The organism is Mesorhizobium sp. CA8 (assembly GCF_020164955.1).
Taxonomy (GTDB): Bacteria; Pseudomonadota; Alphaproteobacteria; order Rhizobiales; family Rhizobiaceae; genus Mesorhizobium.
Window position 1 is genome coordinate 1 of sequence record NZ_JAIUHG010000042.1, and the last position, 17,887, is coordinate 17,887.

Sequence of the window (17,887 nt, forward strand, 5' to 3'; positions counted from 1 at the left end):
CCCATCCGAGCAACCCTCGTCTTTTAATCGCACGAAAGGGCGGGCCACCGATCTCCGCCTCGGAACATGACGTCTAGGCCACTCGCCCGTATCGAAGGCCCGGCGAGCCGCCGAAACTGCGGCGTCGACATCCTCCACCGCACCCGCGCCGACTTGCTGGATGATGTCTTCAGTCGCGGGGTTGATGACATCAAACATCCGACCTTGCACGGGATCGGTCCATTTCCCGTCGATATACAACTGGCTTCTCATGAAGATCATCTCCAAAATCTGACGAGTGATGACGCCATGACCACAACTTCATCCATATTCAGCTCGGACGTCTGGCAGATCTGATTGCAGCGGCCATCGATGCGTTTGGTTTCAATTTTTTTGAGTTGTCGCACTTGTTCGGACAAATAACCGCCCCTCTTTGTCGCTTACAAACGAAGTTCTAAGCTCGATGAGTTCAAGCCCGCTGGTAGATTGGATCCTAGCCGAGACGAAGGAAGTATAACTTGGAGAGCAGAGTAGAGCGTTCCTAGCTTGCACGCCCTCCTCTGCCAAATAGTAGCACTGCTGGGTCTATATCTTCGTTCGCTCTGCCTTCGGATCGTACATGGGGCGAAGCGATGCCTCGGCTTCGTATCGAACGCCAGCGATCTCGATTTCGTAGTCCGACGCGAGAACTTGGTCCTCGCTTTCACCTTCGCAGGGCACGTATCCCATGCCAATCGCGCCACCAAGATAGTGGCCGTAGTTGCCGGAAGTAATGATCGAGACGATTTTGCCGTCGCGGACCAACGCCTCGTTATGGAAGAGCAGAGGCGTGGGGTCCTTCAATCGGAACTGGAGCATTCGGCGCTTCAGCCCCTCCTGTTTTACCCGCAACACTGCATCGCGCCCGATAAAATTACCCTTATTCACCTTGACGGCAAATCCAAGTCCAGCTTCCAGAACATGATCCTCATCAGTTATGTCATGGCCGAAATGCCGGAAGCCTTTTTCGATACGGCAACTGTCGAGCGTGTGAAGACCGCAGAGCTTCAAGCCGAACTCCTGGCCAGCTTCTTCGATTGCCTCGAAGACATGTGCTGTCTGGTCGCTGGAGACATAAAGCTCCCAGCCTAGTTCACCGACATAGGTTACGCGATGCGCACGCGCGAGACCCATGCCGATTTCGATTTCTTGCGCGGTGCCGAACGGGAAAGCTTCGTTGGAGAAATCATTCGGACTGACGCGGCTGATGACAGCACGGGCCTTCGGTCCCATCAGAACCAGAACGGATTCGGCGGCCGTTATGTCTGTGATGACGGCAAACTCTTCGCTCTTGATCTGTTTGCGCATCCAAGCGAGATCGCGCTGCAAGGTAGCGCCGGGGACGACGGCAAAGAAGGCTGTGTCCGACAAGCGGGTGATGGTCAGATCGCTCTCGATGCCGCCCCGTTCATTCAGCATTTGTGTATATACTATCTTGCCAGGAGCGACATCCATCTGATTGGCGCAAACGCGTTGCAAGAAGGCCAGCGCGTCGCTGCCCTCGATGCGTATCTTTCCAAAAGACGTCATATCGAACAGGCCGACGTCATTGCGGATCGCCAGATGTTCTTCTTTCTGATTCTCGAACCAGTTCTGCCGTTTCCAGCTGTAGCGGTATTCGCGCTCCTGGCCTTCCTTGGCGAACCAGTTGGCGCGTTCCCAGCCAGCGACTTCGCCAAACACAGCGCCGCGAGCCTTCAGGTGCTCATGCAGGGGCGAGCGGCGCACGCCGCGCGACGTTGCCATCTGCCGATAGGGAAAATGGTCGGCGTAAAGCAGGCCGAGCGTTTCCGAGACGCGCTCCTTGAGATAGCGACGGTTCTTCTGGAACGGTTGGGCGCGACGGATATCGACCTCCCACAGGTCGAACGGCGGCTCGCCGTCGTTCATCCACTGCGCCAGCGCCATACCCGCTCCGCCTGAGGAGACGATGCCGATGGAATTGTAGCCGGCGGCGACCCAGTAGCCCTTCAACTCCGGCGCTTCGCCAAGATAGTAGCGGTCATCGGGCGTGAAGCTTTCGGGACCGTTGAAGAAGGTGTGGATACCCGCTGTTTCCAGCATTGGCATGCGGTTGACCGCCTTCTCCAGGATCGGCTCGAAATGCTCGAAATCCTCAGGCAGCTGGTCGAAGCAAAAATCCTCGCGTATGCCATCCATGCCCCATGGCTTGGCCTTCGGTTCGAAGGCGCCGAGCAGCATCTTGCCCGCATCTTCCTTGTAGTACGCGCATTCATCTGGAACGCGCAGCACAGGCAGGCGGGCAAGGTCAGGAATTGCCTCGGTGACGATGTAGAAGTGCTCGCAGGCATGCAGCGGCAGCGTGACCCCGGAACGGCTGGCAAGATCCCGTCCCCACATGCCGCCGCAGTTGACAACATGATCGGTCTCGATCGTGCCCTGTTCGTCGCCCTGCATCCAGGAAACGCCGGTGACACGGCCGTCACGGTCGTGCACCGCGGTAACCTTGACGTTCTCGATCGCCTTGGCGCCAAGCTGGCGTGCGCCTTTGGCCAACGCCATTGCGATATTCGCCGGGTCGCACTGACCGTCGAGAGGCAGGTGCACTGCTCCGAGCACATCGGAGACATTGAGATGAGGATAGAGGTTCTTGACCTCCTGCGGAGAGATTTCGTGAACATCGATGTCAAAGGCACGGGCCAGGCTGGCCTGACGGTAAATCTCTCCCTTGCGCTCTTCCGTCAGCGCCACAGTGATCGAACCGTTTTGGCGCATCCCGGTGGCAATGCCGGTCTCCGCTTCCAGCTTGACATAGAGGTCGGCCGAATATTTCGCCAGTCGCGTCATGTTCTGCGAGGCCCGCAACTGGCCGATTAGTCCAGCGGCGTGCCATGTCGTTCCAGAGGTCAGCTGCTTGCGCTCGAGTAGCACGATGTCCTTCCATCCCAGCTTGGCGAGATGATAGGCCACAGAGCAGCCGGAAATGCCGCCGCCGATAATGACGACACGAGCCTTGGTGGGAATGTTGGTCATTTCTATTTCCGAATTCTAGACCTAAGTACGGGCGGTCCGGCCACGACAAAGCGTCGTATACGAAGACCGGGGATTGGAAAAAGAGCTGCCGTTGAAATCGATTCAACGGCAGCAGTTGGGCCTTTGGGAGCCTAGGGAGAACGAAGCTGTAAGCACCGGGACGGCCCTCTTGCCCTAAGTTGGCTGAACCGTCTGGATCGCATTGCCGCATGAACGGCCATTATTATGTCCCGCCTTTCTCGCCTCACAACACGCCGACCTGGGGTCGTGAGCTTTGGAAACAGCTCGGCGACCGTCTCGGCCTTGACGCCCGGTTTGCGACCAGGCGGGGACCTTCACCTTGGAGTCGACGAGCAGGGCCGGAACCTTCATACCGGGACATCCAATCCGGCAATGCCGGAACCTACGGCGTAATTCCCAACAAATGCAGCATCGATCCTTTACGACCATGAAAGCATTTTTGCAATGGTGAAAATTTTGGCCGATTTTTCATGACGACGACATTGTTAAAACACTGTCGGCTTGACGGAGCAAAGGAGGGAGCGAGGAACATTGTCTCCAGCGGCTCACAAGGGTAATCGTGCCACTGATTGAAAGGACTGAATATGCCGACCCGCGCCTTGCACCAATCCAATGGATCGAAAGAGGATCTTTCCACCGACGATGTCGGGTCGCAAATCCGGGAATTGCGTAAAGCGAAAGGAATGACACTTCAAGAAGTTGCAGGCGCCGCTGGAATATCAATAGGCCATCTCAGCCAAATTGAGCGCAACCAATCCAAGCTGCCGATAGGCACCTTGAAGAGAATCAGCACCACCCTGGGTGTCCAAATCAACTGGTTTTTTCACGCGCCAGATGTTCGAGGTGGCGAGAAGGATATCGTCGTCCGAGCAGACCAGAGGCGTAAGCTCACATTCACACAGCTTGGCATTCAGGAAGAGCTGCTTTTGCCCAATCTAAGTGGCCCGCTCGAAATGCTGATGAGCACTGTCGAACCCGGCGCAGACAGTGGCGACTACAGTCACGACGGGGTTGAGGCAGGCTTGGTCATAAGCGGCACGTTAGATCTTTGGGTGTCTGGTCAACATTTCGTCTTGCACACGGGCGACAGCTTCTCGTTCAAGAGTACGGAAGTCCATCGCTGCGCGAATTCCGGCCAAGAGCCTGCCAAGGTGGTGTGGGTCATAACCCCTCCACATTATTGAATATTATCCGGCTTCCTCCGATCTCGTCTCGTCCATATCGCTTTGAAAAATTGGCCCCTCATCGGGTGATTGCAAGCCTGCGCTTAGTGGAATGATCTCGCTGTCGAAGTCGACTCCTGGGCCGACGCGGAGCCGTTGCCGACAAATTCCACCGCCGAGAAGAATGAAAAACTTTTTTATGTGAAATTTTATTGCATTATTTTCACGGTGGGTAAATCTTGGCAACAACTGTGTCGCATAAAATCCCCCAGATTTGCCGGGGCGGGAGCAAAGACTGCCGTGGAGTTCGTCCGCCCGGACAAACGTCCGCCATGGCCCCACGCTTGTTTACGCATTCGGAGCGACTTGTGACTACCGCCAATCTCGTCCTGACCGTTTTCGTGCAAATCGGCCCGCGGAATCGCCGCCGCGATCTTGTCGGGCCGCATCACCAACATCCACCACGCGTTCCTGCCTTCCTTCAAGGGCGCGAATCCTAACAAGCAGGCCTGCGAGCGCGGCAGTCATGAGCTATTTCCGGGACATCTCGACGTTTGGGGGCTGCACATCCGGCCCGGTCGCGGCCTTGGAAAACATGCGCATCATCGAGGATGAACATCTTCTGGAAAATGCCGTCGCAATGGTGGAGCGCTGCCTGTCCAATCTGCGGTCGCTGATGGACAAGCACGCGGTGATCGGCGACGTAAGAGGCAAAGGTCTCTTTCTGGGCGCGGAACTCGTCGCAGACCGCGTCACCAAGGAGCCCCTTGACGAGAAAACTGTCCAGGCCGTCGTTGCCCAATGCCTCGCCCGGGGCGTGATCATCGGCGCTACCAATCGCTCGCTCTACGGCCTGAACAATACGCTATGCCTATCCCCTGCCCTTGTTGCATCAGCCGATGATATCGACCGGATCACATCGACCATGGATGGCGCGCTCACTCACGTACTTTCCTAATTTGGCTCGATCCGGTCTGTGTTCAAGTACCCGCATCACTATGCTGACGTTGGGCGACAGAGCACTAAAAATGATTAATCAGATTGAAAGCGCCTTATTTGCAATAATTGACCAATGGTCCGCCTAATATCAGAGGCATTTGCTCTTATTTTCCAAGGACAATAAGTAACCATATTGTAGGCGGCGACCGCTCAAATAGCGTTCGGATAAGGAGAAGCCCGTTGGATAAAGTTCGCGTGGGTGCCGAGGTCAATCGCGGCTTCATTGATGTGGTCGATGTTCACGTCGGCGGCGACGTCCACCGTATCGTGCTCGGCGGCGTCGGAAGCATTCCCGGTTTTACGGTGCGCGAAAAGATGGAGTATCTGCGGGACGAAGCGGACGGTCTGCGCAAGCTGCTTCTTCATGAACCGAGAGGCGGACATCCCTCACTCTATGCGGACATCATCGTGCCTCCGTCGATTGCGGGAGCTGCTGCAGGATACGTGATCATGGAGATGATGGGCTACCCGTACATGTCCGGCACCAATACAATGAGTGCGGCCATTGCGCTCCTGGAAGCTGGCTGCATACCGATGAAGGATGGGCCGACCGAGATCGCCCTCGAAGCGCCTGCCGGGTTGGTTAGAGTGACCGCAAAGGGCAAAGTACTGGGCATCCGTTACCAGTCGGACACACCATCGTTTCTCCACACCAGGAATCAGTCGGTGGACGTGCCCGGCATTGGAACTGTTCAATTCGATATAGCGTGGACCGGGGCATTCTACCCGCTCGTCAAAGCCTCCGATTTCGGCTTCAAGCTGGTTAGAGATGAGGAGGAGGCGCTCGTCAGGTTTGCGAAAGCGTTTCTCGCGGAAGCGCGCCGGAAGGTAAAAGTGGTTCATCCGGTTTTCGGGGATGAAGGCCCTTTGTCATTTGTCCAATTTGTAGGAGAGCCTGAAAAGGGTACGGAAGCGACTTTCGAGTGCCGCGGCTGCAACTATGTTTTCCCTGGCGACAGCGTCGTTCGATCCCCCGCTGGCGTACCGACCACGGCGATGCTGGTTCAGCTTTACGATCGGACAAAGCTGGCGCCGGGAGAAACGCTCAAGACCACATCGATTTTTGGAACATCCCTGAAAGCCACTTTAAGCGAAGAAATATCCTATCATGGGCTTGATGCGGTGCGCGTTCAGATCGAAGGGTCTGGCTGGGCCACCGCACAATCTCGGCTTGTGGTCGATTTCGATGACCCTCTGACCCCAAAGGACGGCTTGAAAAAAGTACTTCTCGAGCACTTCAAAGGCGAGCAATCTGGCGAAACCTGGCGCTTGAGCTAGAGGAGTAAAAGCAGTCTGCCTCGACCATTTAGCGGATCTTTAGACAAGTACTTCCGGCGTGTTGCCACTACATTTGCGGATTGAAAATTCGAGCCGGGCTGAGTCAACATTCAAGGGCCGTGGTCGCGGGCTACGCTTGATCAAAGCCAGCGGAAGCCAGCCGCTTGAGTGCTTCTTGGGCACTGACCCTGCGGTAGCTTTCCTGTACCAGATCATTGACCCTCAATATAGCGCGTCTATCTTTCGCCATCGCCCGGTCCTGGTCCGTGACGTCTCCGTCACGTTCCGTTATCCAGTGCAGGAATGTGTCTTCCGCCTCCTTGATCGGACGCCCTGTCAAGAACGAGATCCGATTTAACTTCAATTCGGAGATTGGCCGAAGCGTTTTCGTCGGATTGAATTCTGTGCGCTTATCCAATCCGGAGATCAGGACATCGGCATTGTCGACGCGCCCGGCGGAATAATAGAGGAACGCTGATGCAATGCGGTCGAACGCAGCATCCTCCTCCTTCGGACGATGAACAACGTGACGCATTGCTCTGTTCGGCACTGCCAACCTTTTAACTCCACGATCATTGATGGCGTCGAGAACCTCGCGGTGATCGTTTGTTTTCATAATGACTTCTCGCCTTGCGGGCCAGAAGTCATAATGAGCGTGTGGACCGTATCCCCGGCCAATGTGGAATGCATAAATCTAGTCGCCGGACCGCACGCTTAATCCGCGCCAGCGGATTGGCAGGATTCTGGGACGCCCGTTGCGCAGGCTGTGCGGCCTCGGCCGCAATGAGGTGAGGCGGCGCGTCGGCGACCTTCTTGCCTCGGTTCGGCTTGATAACGCCACCGCCGAGCAGAAGCCGCGTTCGCTATCTGGCGGCCAGCGGCAGCGAGCATCCATTGCGCGCGCATTTGCCGGCGCACCCAAGATTGTCGTGCTGGACGAGCCAACGTCGGCGCTCGATGTTTCCGTGCAGGCAACCGTGCTCAACCTGCTCAACGACCTGCAGCGCGACAATGATACGACCTATCTGTTCGTCAGCCACGATCTGAGAGTGGTCCGCTAGATGGCTGACAGGATCGGCGTACTTACTCTACCGCGGGAGACTGGTCGAGGCCGGTTCGTCCGAGCAGATTTTTCGCGGGCCCAATCATCCGTATACCAAGCTTCTTCTGTCGGCTCGTTGGACGACACCACCACGGCGAAAGCGCCGGCCCAACTTGATCTGGCCATCACACCAGAGATGTCGGGTTGCTCGTTTGCCGGCCGCTGTCCAGTCGCACTGCCCGATTGTGGAAAGGCGCAACCGCCTACTAGACAGTCCGGCAACGGGCACAGAATCGCCTGCTGGCGAGCCTCATCCGAAAGCTTAGAACTAGGCCCTACAGATGTCGCTGGCGCCTGAGCTTACCTCCTGATTCAAGCGCCTTCGTAGGACGCGGTTTACGGGTTGCTGTCCAACGAGTGGGTTCGTTTAAGCCCATGGCGTGATACCCAAGACAGCACGGCTATTCCGTGCTGAACCCTTTGCTTCGAACGAAGGCACCAAAACCAGCGCGCTGCTCGACGGAATACTGACGGGCTTTGTCTTCCGACCAACCATAAATCGGCGACGCGCCCCAACGGTCGACAGCGCGCTGCTCGATTGAGGGCTGCAGACGCGCTCTGCAGCGATCATAACCGTCGATCGAGATTATCGCCTTTGCATCGTCGAAACGTCCGGCATGGACCGTCATTTCCAGGGGAAGTCGGGGGGTCAGGGGCGTATCGTCCTTGCTCCACCCAAAGCAATAGGCTGCAAAAGGTATCACCTTGTCGGGAAGGCAAAGCCATTCCGACACCTTTTCCGGAAAATTGCGGATCTCGCTCAGAGGGCATCCCGCGAGACCGACGGCTTCCGTGGCGACGATGAACCATGCAAGCGTGATCGCCGCATCGCCGATAGAATTGAAAAACAGATCGAAATGGTCGTTTGGAAAAAGCCAATTTCGTTGCTCGAACAGGCTAAAAAGGCGTCGCCCGTTTGCGCAGAAGACAACACATCGCGGCGCATCGCGCACCCACGGAGACTGTGGAACGCGGTCGGCGATCTTTTGCTGGATGGCGCGGTCGACGATGACAATGTCGCGCTGCTGGAGATCGCTTTTCGACGGCGCCGAAAGCGCCGACGCCACCAGTGTCCTGACGAGATCGTCGGGGACCGGCCGTCCGTGGAAGCCACGATGTACGCGGTGGCCAGCCAAGACTGCCAGAATGTCGGCCGCGGGCGGCGACACGGACGCGAAGCTTGCCTGCTCGCATCCGAACCTAAGGGCCAGGAGTTCCGTGAGCCTGTCGCCCATATTTAGCCTCCGAATGTATACGCGTTGCCGGCTTTTTTTGCAGGCAGCAACGGCATCGTATCAAGCCAAAGCCTTTCCCTCAGCCCTCCAGCCAGACATATTCGGCGAAAGCAAAGCCCATCAACCCGCCGAGCGGATTTGCTTTTAGGCCCTGCAACTTCGAAGACATCGCGTCTATGTTGGACATGAATACCGGAATTGCTGTCCCGGCCTCCTCGGAGATCATGACCTGCATTTCGTCATAGATTTCTTTGCGCTTGTTTCGGTCCAGCATGCCGCGGGCCTCAAGAAGCATCTTGTCGAATTTTTCCGAGTGATAGTGGCTCTCGTTCCAGGGGGCGTCCGAGGTGTAAAGCAACGAAAAGATGATATCCGGAGTCGGCCGCGTCTGGAGATTGCCGAAATGGACAGGTGCCTTCAGCCAGTAGTTGGACCAATAGCCGTCTGACGGAACGCGCTTAACGTCGAATTTCATTCCGATCTCGTCGCCGGCTTGTTGCAGCACGGTGGCAAAGTCGATCGCGGAAACCGCCGCTTCCGACGTGATGATCGGAATGGGTGTGCCGAGAACACCCGCCGTCTTGAAATGGAACTTGGCCTTATCCGGATCGTAGGGTTTCGGCTTGAGGTCTTTATTGTGATAGACGTTCGTCGGTCCGATCGGTTGGTCATTGGCTATTTCGGCCAATCCGCGCAAGACCGATTTTTGTATTAGTTCCCGATTGAAAAGGTATTTGATGCCCGTCGCGAAACCGGCCCTGTTGCCTGGGTCCATGTCTAGCCGGCTATTGAGATCGGTATAGTTGCCTGGGAGCCATTTTACGATTTTGACATTGGGCTGGTTGTCAAGCAACGGGAGGGAGCGCGGATTGAGCCTACCGGCCAGTTGGACATCACCCGAAAGCAGCGCGTTGACGCGCGCGGTGTCATCGCTGATCGCAATCAATTCGAAGGAGTCGAGATAGGGCAGATCCGGCTTCCAGTAATTCGGGTTCCGTTCCGCGACAGAGCGGACACCTGGCTCGAAAACTTTGCTGATGAAGGGACCACTCCCGTTGCCCTTGGAGAAATCGGTGGTTCCGTCGGCGACGATCTGGAATTGATTGATCGCCAGGATCGTCGGCAAGTCGGCGTTCGGTGTGGCGAGCGTAATTTCTACCGTGTGGTCGTCAACGGCGTTGAAGCCGGTCATCTGCTTCGCGATGGTGTTGACAATAGAGCCGACCGCTGGATCGAGGTGCCGCTTCAGCGAGAAGATCACATCCGCGGATGTAAGGGACTTTCCGTCATGGAATGTGATGCCTTTGCGCAGTTTTACGGTCCATACCTTAGCGTCCCTCGTGTCGATGCTTTCAGCCAACTCCATACTTGTTTCCCCGTCTTCGCCGAGGAAGGTGAGACGGTTGTAAACGGAGGCACAACGCATATGGTCGATTGGTAACGAGGCCTTGGCGGGGTCGAGCGTTTCGGCCGTCGAGGAATTCCAGGCGGCCACCTTGATTGAGCCGCCACGCTTGGGAGTGGCAGCTACCGCTGACGTGGCATTATCAAGAAGACCAATTCCAGCCACGGTTGCCAGGCCACCGAACATCAACATGTTCAATAATTCACGGCGGGTTGCGCCACGACGGATGGCGTCTTCCACATTCTTCTCGTGTGCGGTGGTCCAGTTGCTGATCTGTTCTGACATCGAAACCTCCCTGTTGTTGTTTTAGCAAAAATCCGTTCCAACGCCGGATCACCGCCGATCGACAGCTTGGATACGGCGATCAGATTTTGTGCGCTCCATTCTTCGCACCGAAGCGCGGACGCGCCACGCCGAGATTGTCGCGTAGCGTGATCCCCTCATACGCAGTCCTGAAGAGATTTCGCCGCTGGAGCTCCGGAATAACGGTTTGAACGAAAACTTCTAAACCGCCGGGTAGAACGGGAGGCATTATGTTGAACCCGTCAGCAGCCTCAGCGTCGAACCACTCTTCCAGCCCGTCCACAATATCTGCCGGCGTACCGACAATAGTCCGGTGACCCCTTGCTGTTCCGACGTTTTTGTAAGCTTCTCTTATGGTGTAACCCCGCTGTCGTGCGAGATCCCGGATCATCTTTGCGCGGCTCCATTTACCCGTTACGTCGACATCGGGGAATGGCTCATCAATCGGATAGACCGACATATCAGTTTCCATCATCAGTGAAAGCAGATTGACCCCAACGTCGGGATGGATGAGGTCCTGAAGCTTTCCGAAATTATCTTGGGCTTCGGCTCGGGTGCGCCCGATGACCGGCATAACGCCAGGCATAATCTTAATGTCCGAAGGAGCGCGCCCGTATTTGGCGGTAAGGGACTTCAGGTCAAAGTAGAACTCTTTTGCCGGCTTGATATCTTGCTCCGCGGTAAATACGACATCGGCGAACCTTGCCGAGAGTTCTTTCCCGGGCCCTGAGGTGCCGGCCTGAATAAGAACGGGCCAGCCTTGCGGTGGTCTGGCGACGTTGAGCGGGCCTTTTACGCTGAAATGCTGACCTCGATGCTCGATCACATGGAGCTTCTCAGGTCGGAAATATGTGCCTTCTTCCTTGTCCATGGGAAATGCATCATCTTCCCAACTGTCCCAAAGGCCGCAGACGACTTCGACAAACTCCTGGGCTCGTTCATAGCGGAAGCTGTGTTCAAAATGTTCATCTCTACCAAACTGCAGACATTCGTCCCTGGTGTGAGATGTGACTATATTCCACGCTGACCGCCCCCTGCTCACATGATCCAAAGAAGCGAACTTACGCGCGAGATTATATGGCTCCATAAAGGAGGTGGTTTGCGTAGCGGCCAAACCGATGGTTTGAGTGACCTGAGATAGAGCGGCCAGAAGTGTAATGGGCTCGAAGTGTGCGATATTTCTATTTGTTCTCTTCAGAATTTCTCGTTCTTCCGCGACAAAACCAATCCTGTCGCCAAGGAATATCATGTCGAACAGCCCACGTTGGGCTGTTAGCGCGACGTCAACGTAATGTCCGATATTCATTCCGGCATCAGCTTGGGCCTCTGGATCGCGCCAAGACGCCAGATGATGACCAGCAGGCATCAAGAACGCTCCAAGCTTTAGCGTGTCCGCTCTTTTAGCCATGTCTTTTTTCCATGTTTCCCATGACATTTGAAAGCGTCAAATGTCCGCTTAACGAACCCGGCGTTATCCTCACCCGCACGGCAGTTTTGAAAAATTCGAAAACGCGTTTCATTGCGGCAAGCTCAGCTTGGCCGTGCGTCCGCCATCGATTGCCCATACCTGGCCAGTGACAAAGGAGGCCTCATCCGATGCAAGCCAGGAAACAAGTGCAGCCACTTCCTCTGGTGTGCCGGTACGGCCGACCGGATGGATCTTTGCGACGTCTCGACGAAAATTCGCCGGATCTGGCATATTGGCGATGAAAGCCACGTTGAGATCAGTGTCCGTCCAGCCGGGAGCAACAGCATTGCAGCGGATCCCCTCCGCACCGCATTCGACCGCGATCGCGCGCGTTAGCCCATGCAGTCCCGCCTTCGACGCACAATAAGCCGCATGCTGCGGGTTGGATGCCAATCCCTCGATGGATCCAATGTTGACAATGGTTCCCTTTACGGCCCGCAGATGCGGCAATGCCGCCTTCGTGAGCATGAAAGGCGTAGTGAGATTCACCGTCAGGGTACGCTCCCACTCCGCGAGAGACATCTCTTCGCTACGGACTTCCTGCATGACACCGGCGTTGTTAACCAGGACATCCAGCCTGTTGGCCTTGTCTATTGTTTCAGCGACGACTCTGGCGCCACTGTTCGGGTCAGTGAAGTCCGCCTTGATCCAGTCGAATTCCTGATCGACTCCCCGCTGAGCCGTAAGCACGCGCGCGCCTTCGTCCCGCAGCCTGCGCGCAACGGCCTGTCCAATGCCGCTGCGCCCGCCGGTAACCAGCGCCACCTTTCCGTCGAATCGCTTCATGTCTCTAGCTTTCCCAACGTTGATTTGCTTAAAATCCCAAGCATTTCCTACACATCCGTCAGGCTTGCAGAAACTCAGTCTTTGCCGCTAAACTTCTCGCTCAAACTATGAAATTTCAGGCGAGATTTCTCTTTTCCGACGATCTACGAAAGCGTCGAGTTCTTCTCGAACTGCCTCGTCCATCGGGGGTGGCTCGTATTCGGCTATAATTGCCTTGGCCTTTTCCCGAGCGCGCGTGGCGGCATCTTTGGAACCATTCGCTTTCCATTGCGGATAGGTGTCGTAGTCGAACAGTTCGGGCATCAGGAAACTGTCTTCGAACACTTCGATGGTAAATGGATCCCCCAGGTAATGGCCCTGCGGCTCGATACGCCGGATCGCTTCCATGGCTGCATCTAGTCGATCCAAGGAAACGCCTTGAGCAAGTCTGTGATACAGGACACATTGCTCAGCCTCGACTATCAACTTTGCATAACAGGTGACCAGGCCACTTTCGTCCCAACCACCGGCGTGCAGCATGAGATTGGCCCCAGCGGTAATGCCCGTATACATTCCCATTGCGCTTTCATAACCTGATTGCGCATCGAAAACCTTCGAACTGGCTTGCGCAGCCGTGGTCCTCCATGGCAGGCCATAGTGGCGCGCCATTTGTCCCACTCCGTACTGAATGAGGGCAATCTCGGGCACACCCGCCATTGGGGCTCCCGATTTCAGTGAGGTAGACGCCGTATACTGCCCGAAGACACACTTCGTACCGGGCTTGTAGATCTGCATATAGGCGATTCCCGCCAACGCCTCGGCCGACAGCTGGGCTATGGACGCGGCGATATCGGCCGGAGCATTTGCCTGCGCGAGGACGAAGGGAGACATCAGGCAGACCTGTCCCGCATCGGCGTAGTGCCTCGCGCATTGCAGGAGAACGTCATCCCACATACGCGGCGAGACGCAGTTGATGTGATTGACCAATACGGCGTTGTTGGCAACCAAGTCACGCCCATGCACGATCCGGGTCATCTCCAAACAGTCGAGAGAGTATTCCGGATTGTTCGGAACCCCAAAAAAGGGAAGATCGGTATGGACTAGCGTGCTTCTTATCCATTCCAAGTGCCGATGAGGCACCGGAATGTCCATCGCCTCTACGATGAAGCCGGGCCCTATTTGATAACAGGGTGACTTCTGAACGAGTTTATTGAAGGCGTGGACGTCTTCGAGCGTGGATTCGCGGCGCACGCCTTCGAGGTCACGGACGTAGGGGGGGCCTTGCACCGGGCTGAAGAGAGTGTCGCGACCGCCGAAGCTCACCCGCCGGTCCGGATTGCGCGATGCGAACTCCCACTGCTTGGGCGCCTTCGCGACTAGCTCATCGATCATGCCGCGCTCGGGAAAGACGAGACTGCCTTTCACCTTTGCGCCAGCTCTCCTCCAGTCTTCCAGGGCCTTCTCACAACGAAAAGCTATTCCAATCTCTTCGAGAATGGTCATGGCTGCGTTGTGGACGCGCGTGAAGCTCTCGCCGTCTAGAACTTCCGTAAATGGCAAAACGTTTTTAACGTGGGGCAAGCGAAGCGAGGCGCGCCTGTCGGCTCTGTCAGTCTTGCGCTTTTCCCTTCCTTGGCGGCGGCCAACGGCATTGGACATCGAAACCCCTTGTAGCTGGTCGAGTTGGCAGATAAAAATATTCGCTGAGGCCCAAGCCTGGAACCTTGGTTGGACCTTCCAAAAATTATAAAACTTTCAGCCCTGTAAGAAAGGAATTATGCGACGTCGCCTCTCGCAAAAATTTGCGAGGATGATAAATTGGATTGATGACGACATCTCGGAGTGGGATGTTGAAGGATCCTGGCAAACACGGGTCTTTTTACAGAGCGCGAGAGTTCTATGGACGATGATTGGCAATCGGGAACCTCCGGCGCGCGAGCGCCTTCACGCCAACTTGGAGCGGAAAATAAATTACGACGCATGATCTCTTCGCCGAATGCGCTTTTCGCCTTCGAAGCGGTGGTGCGGTGTGAAAGCTTCAGGGCGGGTGCTGCGGAATTGAATGTCACCCAACCCTCAATTTCCTATCAAATCAAAAAACTTGAGGAGGCGCTGGGTGTCGAACTGTTCCTTCGTCGTGGGGGTCGTAAGGAATTGTCACCAAGCGGCCTGATCTTGGCGAAGGCGCTGGATTTTGGATTTCGCGCGATCGAAAACGCGTTGCTCGAAATAAAGCGCTCAACGAACAAGCGCGTGGTGACATTGTGTCTTTCGGCTGCCCAAGCCTCGGAAATATGGCTACCCCGATTGAGCAGCCTGAGGCAACGATATCCTGACATCGATCTTAACCTCAGGATCGTTGATCACGAAGTCGATCCAGACGAGGAGAGCGCAGACATCTCCATACGCCTTGGCCATGGCGACTGGTCCAGCCTCAACAAGTGGTACCTGTTTCCAGAAATCGTCTTTCCGGTTTGCAGCCCATCATATTTGAAGAAAAATGGAAAAATCACGTCGCTGGAGGATCTGGCGAGCCGTGCTCTCTTACACTTGGCAGAAGCGCATCCGCGCGGCATAGGATGGCGCGAGTGGTTCGAGCACCTGGGCCTGACGCGATATAATACGAGGGAACGACTTCGGTTTTCAGACTACCAGCCGTTGCTCGAAGCGGCAATAATGGGCGAAGGAATTGCGCTGGGCTGGGAAAACTTTTCGAGCGTTCATCTCAAGAAAGGCACCTTGGTTCGAGCCATTGATCTGGAAGTGAAGACCGAAAAGGGGTTCTACATCGTGGCTTCGCGATCACAGCCAAGTCAAGCTCGACACGTTGAGGACGTGCGAAATTGGATGCTTAGTGAGTTTGCTGTGCCACCTGAAAAATCCAGATGACACGTTAGATGGGCGTTCACCGCAGCGCGAATAACGCATCATACGCAAGGGCACGACACCTAACTTTTGGTCGGCATAGCGGCCCAAACGTCATTGACACGCTTTATCGAAACAGTCTGACGAAGCCGGGTTTGCGACGAGCGTTTTGGATGTCCGGTTCGAGCGCGACGCTTGCCTGTTCAGATGGTTTGATTGCCGGGCCATGCGTCGTAGAGATGAACAACCTTGGTTCGCATCCTCTATTTAGCGCCAATGGTCCGAGGGTGACGGCGCATTTCCAGCAGAATTCGATACCTCCAGGCGAATAATTTCCGCAAAGCGCGACACTACCGGACGAATATCATCGCGTGTTTTCTTGCAAACAACGGTATCGGTCAACTTACCAGCCCCATCGACAGAGCATAAACACAGGCAAAATGCATGGGTCGATCAGTTTGTCAGGACGACCTGGGGGTTTGTAAAAGTTCACTACGACGGCCTCAGATGGGTGAACCGGAAAGTCGAGGCGGCTTGGGCACATTCACCTTTTGCGCGGCTGCTTCGAATGCAGATCGTCCCGCGGCAATCAATATCGAATCGTTTTGAGGAGCATGGGCACGACTGCACAACACATTGCGGTAGTGTCGCTCAAGCTCATTATGCCGGGTCAGCCCAGGATTCCCGATCGACTCCAGCGCGGTCGACACCGCCTCGATCGCGTTCTTGGTCACAAGATATTTCATGAGAAGGGCGTCTGTCGTCGGCGGGGGCGTACCGTTATCTGTCGACTCACAGACGGTTTTCAGAAGACTACGGTTGGCCAACAGAAGCGCATCGATCCGGCCGACCAGATCCTGGAACCGTGGTAGGGTCGACAATGCGGCACCTAGATTGGAGGGCGTTCGCGTCTGCGCGAAATGGATGAACCAGTCACGGGCTGACTGTGCGATACCGTCATAAAGGACACCAAGCAGAACTGCCATCCATGCCGATTGACGGTCGTTGGCTATTTGCCAATCGGTAGGTTGGCGGATGTCTACCGCGCGGTCCAATGGTATCTTGACCTTCTCGAGGACAACATCGTGACTTGCGGTCGCGCGCATTCCAAGGTGATTCCAGGATTCCTCTATTCTCACTCCCGGTTCGTCTCTGGGCACCAAGAAATATCCCACCAGCGGTCGGTCATCATCGGTCCTTGCCCACACAAGCATATAATTCAGCACATGACTCCCGGTCGAAAATACCTTCCTGCCCGTAATGACCCAGCCATCGCCTGTGCGTTCCGCCAGCGTTGCAGGCAATCCTCCACGAGACGGAGTTCCTAACTCCGGTTCGACACGAAGAGCATTTGCCAACGCTCCATGGCTTATCGCACTCTGCTCCAACATCAGACGAATATGCTTGGGCCACCTGTCCAGGCCATCCATGCCGGACAGACTCATATATTGCATCGCCAGGATCAAAGCGGTCGACGGTTCTCCCTGGGCGATTTCCCGGATCACCTTTGCAGCGGTCGCAAGTTCGCCTCCCATTCCTCCCCGATCCACCGGAATGGTGAGGGCTAGCAATCCCTTTTCGCGCAAGGCTTCGAAGTTTTCCGCCGGCACCGTGCCCGTGGCATCATAGTGTGCGGCGGTTTTGCTGAACTTCTCGCGTAGCTCGGCAAGGCTACGGTCAAGACTGGATGTGTCCGATGGAAATGGGTCCGCATACATGTCAGTCATACTGCTACTTTCTGCTTTGTGAAATTAAAGGGATCTAGATCTTCAACGCATGATAACGCCGGTCGAAATAGACCAGTGGGTCGGCGGCTCTGCGTCGGATGCTTGGCTCCCGCATCGACGCGGCTATCGATGCTCCCGATTATGGAGATCAGGGCATTTTCAGGTAGTTGTCCGCATTCCCGGGTCCAGGTCGAAGGATCAAATCGCTCGCTAAAGCGTTCGGCGCGCGAGAATCGCTCAGCCTCTATTTGATCCGCATCGGAAATTATCGCGATATTGCGATGATCCGAGCGGGACAGTGCTTCAGGACTGTAAGCGGCGTTTCTGATGCAAAACAGCCCACTCGCCGTATCGGTCAAGAGGGGGGGCAACGAACTGACGAAAATCCCATTGGGGATTCCAAATTCAACACATGCTACTACAGCAACACCCGCCGCCAGACGTGCCGTCGTATGCTTGAACCAAGTCGATGCACGAGCTGCTGAATCCGCTCGTCTCCTCACTTTCGGCAAATTGTGATCGGGACTGGCAGTATATTGCATTG

At 55.7% G+C, this 17,887-nt stretch carries 16 protein-coding genes and 1 pseudogene; 7 read left to right on the forward strand and 10 right to left on the reverse strand.

The annotated features are described in order from the left end of the window. Together LB553_RS29300 and LB553_RS29305 are read right to left on the reverse strand one after the other, a co-directional pair. Positions 1-252: aldehyde dehydrogenase family protein (locus LB553_RS29300; protein WP_224518443.1), on the reverse strand; the 252-nt coding region annotated here is incomplete at its 3' end. Between the two features lie 312 nt (positions 253-564). Beyond that, a complete protein-coding gene (locus tag LB553_RS29305) occupies positions 565-3,012 on the reverse strand; it encodes a GcvT family protein (RefSeq protein ID WP_150828495.1) in 2,448 nt (815 codons plus the stop codon). A 605-nt stretch (positions 3,013-3,617) separates the two neighbouring features. Between LB553_RS29305 and LB553_RS29310 the strand changes: the two genes are divergently transcribed. The 4 genes and pseudogenes from LB553_RS29310 (at position 3,618) to LB553_RS29325 (ending at position 6,473) form a co-directional block, all read left to right on the forward strand. Next, on the forward strand, positions 3,618-4,217 hold the full coding sequence (locus LB553_RS29310) for a helix-turn-helix domain-containing protein (protein ID WP_224518444.1): 600 nt from the start codon (positions 3,618-3,620) through the stop codon (positions 4,215-4,217). A 414-nt stretch (positions 4,218-4,631) separates the two neighbouring features. After that, a pseudogene (locus tag LB553_RS29315) lies at positions 4,632-4,718 on the forward strand (formyltransferase family protein); the annotation flags it as partial. 4 nt (positions 4,719-4,722) lie between these two features. Beyond that, positions 4,723-5,154: an aminotransferase class III-fold pyridoxal phosphate-dependent enzyme gene (locus LB553_RS29320; protein WP_318011543.1), complete on the forward strand. Its 432-nt coding sequence runs from the start codon at positions 4,723-4,725 to the stop codon at positions 5,152-5,154. A 221-nt stretch (positions 5,155-5,375) separates the two neighbouring features. Further along, entirely contained in the window at positions 5,376-6,473 is a 1,098-nt protein-coding gene (locus tag LB553_RS29325) for a proline racemase family protein (RefSeq protein ID WP_224518445.1), read from the forward strand. A gap of 130 nt (positions 6,474-6,603) precedes the next feature. Here the strand turns inward: LB553_RS29325 and LB553_RS29330 are convergent, their stop codons facing one another. Further along, positions 6,604-7,089, reverse strand: coding sequence for a hypothetical protein (locus LB553_RS29330; RefSeq protein ID WP_224518446.1), 486 nt, complete (start codon positions 7,087-7,089; stop codon positions 6,604-6,606). Between the two features lie 139 nt (positions 7,090-7,228). On the opposite strand from LB553_RS29330, the gene LB553_RS29335 reads away from it, so the two are divergent. Beyond that, positions 7,229-7,534, forward strand: coding sequence for an ABC transporter ATP-binding protein (locus LB553_RS29335; protein ID WP_224518447.1), 306 nt, complete (start codon positions 7,229-7,231; stop codon positions 7,532-7,534). A gap of 67 nt (positions 7,535-7,601) precedes the next feature. Further along, positions 7,602-7,841, forward strand: a complete 240-nt coding sequence (locus tag LB553_RS29340) for a hypothetical protein (protein ID WP_318011544.1) — start codon at positions 7,602-7,604, stop codon at positions 7,839-7,841. Positions 7,842-7,976: 135 nt separating this feature from the next. Here LB553_RS29340 and LB553_RS29345 read toward each other — a convergent pair whose 3' ends face one another. The 5 genes from LB553_RS29345 to LB553_RS29365 form a co-directional block, all read right to left on the reverse strand. Continuing rightward, positions 7,977-8,810, reverse strand: a complete 834-nt coding sequence (locus LB553_RS29345) for a nitroreductase family protein (protein ID WP_224518448.1) — start codon at positions 8,808-8,810, stop codon at positions 7,977-7,979. A 79-nt stretch (positions 8,811-8,889) separates the two neighbouring features. After that, positions 8,890-10,500 (reverse strand): ABC transporter substrate-binding protein, encoded by a 1,611-nt coding sequence (locus LB553_RS29350; protein ID WP_224518449.1) that lies wholly within the window; start codon positions 10,498-10,500, stop codon positions 8,890-8,892. 79 nt (positions 10,501-10,579) lie between these two features. Then, entirely contained in the window at positions 10,580-11,926 is a 1,347-nt protein-coding gene (locus LB553_RS29355; protein WP_224518450.1) for an LLM class flavin-dependent oxidoreductase, read from the reverse strand. A gap of 108 nt (positions 11,927-12,034) precedes the next feature. Further along, entirely contained in the window at positions 12,035-12,772 is a 738-nt protein-coding gene (locus LB553_RS29360) for an SDR family NAD(P)-dependent oxidoreductase (protein WP_224518451.1), read from the reverse strand. A gap of 105 nt (positions 12,773-12,877) precedes the next feature. Further along, a complete protein-coding gene (locus tag LB553_RS29365; RefSeq protein WP_150828503.1) occupies positions 12,878-14,410 on the reverse strand; it encodes a trimethylamine methyltransferase family protein in 1,533 nt (510 codons plus the stop codon). 240 nt (positions 14,411-14,650) lie between these two features. Between LB553_RS29365 and LB553_RS29370 the strand changes: the two genes are divergently transcribed. Next, the gene (locus LB553_RS29370; RefSeq protein WP_224518452.1) at positions 14,651-15,640 is read left to right on the forward strand and encodes a LysR substrate-binding domain-containing protein; all 990 of its coding nucleotides are present in this window, start codon (positions 14,651-14,653) and stop codon (positions 15,638-15,640) included. A 479-nt stretch (positions 15,641-16,119) separates the two neighbouring features. Here LB553_RS29370 and LB553_RS29375 read toward each other — a convergent pair whose 3' ends face one another. Further along, positions 16,120-17,343: an acyl-CoA dehydrogenase family protein gene (locus LB553_RS29375; RefSeq protein ID WP_224518453.1), complete on the reverse strand. Its 1,224-nt coding sequence runs from the start codon at positions 17,341-17,343 to the stop codon at positions 16,120-16,122. Next, positions 17,340-17,885, reverse strand: coding sequence for a flavin reductase (locus LB553_RS29380; RefSeq protein WP_224518454.1), 546 nt, complete (start codon positions 17,883-17,885; stop codon positions 17,340-17,342). The genes LB553_RS29375 and LB553_RS29380 overlap by 4 nt, the downstream gene beginning before the upstream one ends. Positions 17,886-17,887 lie beyond the last annotated feature (2 nt).

Coding starts and splice junctions, on each gene's coding strand:
- LB553_RS29305 (WP_150828495.1), bottom strand. CDS start 3,012: ATGACCAACATTCCCACCAAGGCTCGTGTCGTCATTATCGGCGGCGGC.
- LB553_RS29310 (WP_224518444.1), top strand. CDS start 3,618: ATGCCGACCCGCGCCTTGCACCAATCCAATGGATCGAAAGAGGATCTT.
- LB553_RS29320 (WP_318011543.1), top strand. CDS start 4,723: ATGAGCTATTTCCGGGACATCTCGACGTTTGGGGGCTGCACATCCGGC.
- LB553_RS29330 (WP_224518446.1), bottom strand. CDS start 7,089: ATGAAAACAAACGATCACCGCGAGGTTCTCGACGCCATCAATGATCGT.
- LB553_RS29345 (WP_224518448.1), bottom strand. CDS start 8,810: ATGGGCGACAGGCTCACGGAACTCCTGGCCCTTAGGTTCGGATGCGAG.
- LB553_RS29350 (WP_224518449.1), bottom strand. CDS start 10,500: ATGTCAGAACAGATCAGCAACTGGACCACCGCACACGAGAAGAATGTG.
- LB553_RS29355 (WP_224518450.1), bottom strand. CDS start 11,926: ATGGCTAAAAGAGCGGACACGCTAAAGCTTGGAGCGTTCTTGATGCCT.
- LB553_RS29360 (WP_224518451.1), bottom strand. CDS start 12,772: ATGAAGCGATTCGACGGAAAGGTGGCGCTGGTTACCGGCGGGCGCAGC.
- LB553_RS29365 (WP_150828503.1), bottom strand. CDS start 14,410: ATGTCCAATGCCGTTGGCCGCCGCCAAGGAAGGGAAAAGCGCAAGACT.
- LB553_RS29370 (WP_224518452.1), top strand. CDS start 14,651: ATGGACGATGATTGGCAATCGGGAACCTCCGGCGCGCGAGCGCCTTCA.
- LB553_RS29375 (WP_224518453.1), bottom strand. CDS start 17,343: ATGACTGACATGTATGCGGACCCATTTCCATCGGACACATCCAGTCTT.
- LB553_RS29380 (WP_224518454.1), bottom strand. CDS start 17,885: ATGCAATATACTGCCAGTCCCGATCACAATTTGCCGAAAGTGAGGAGA.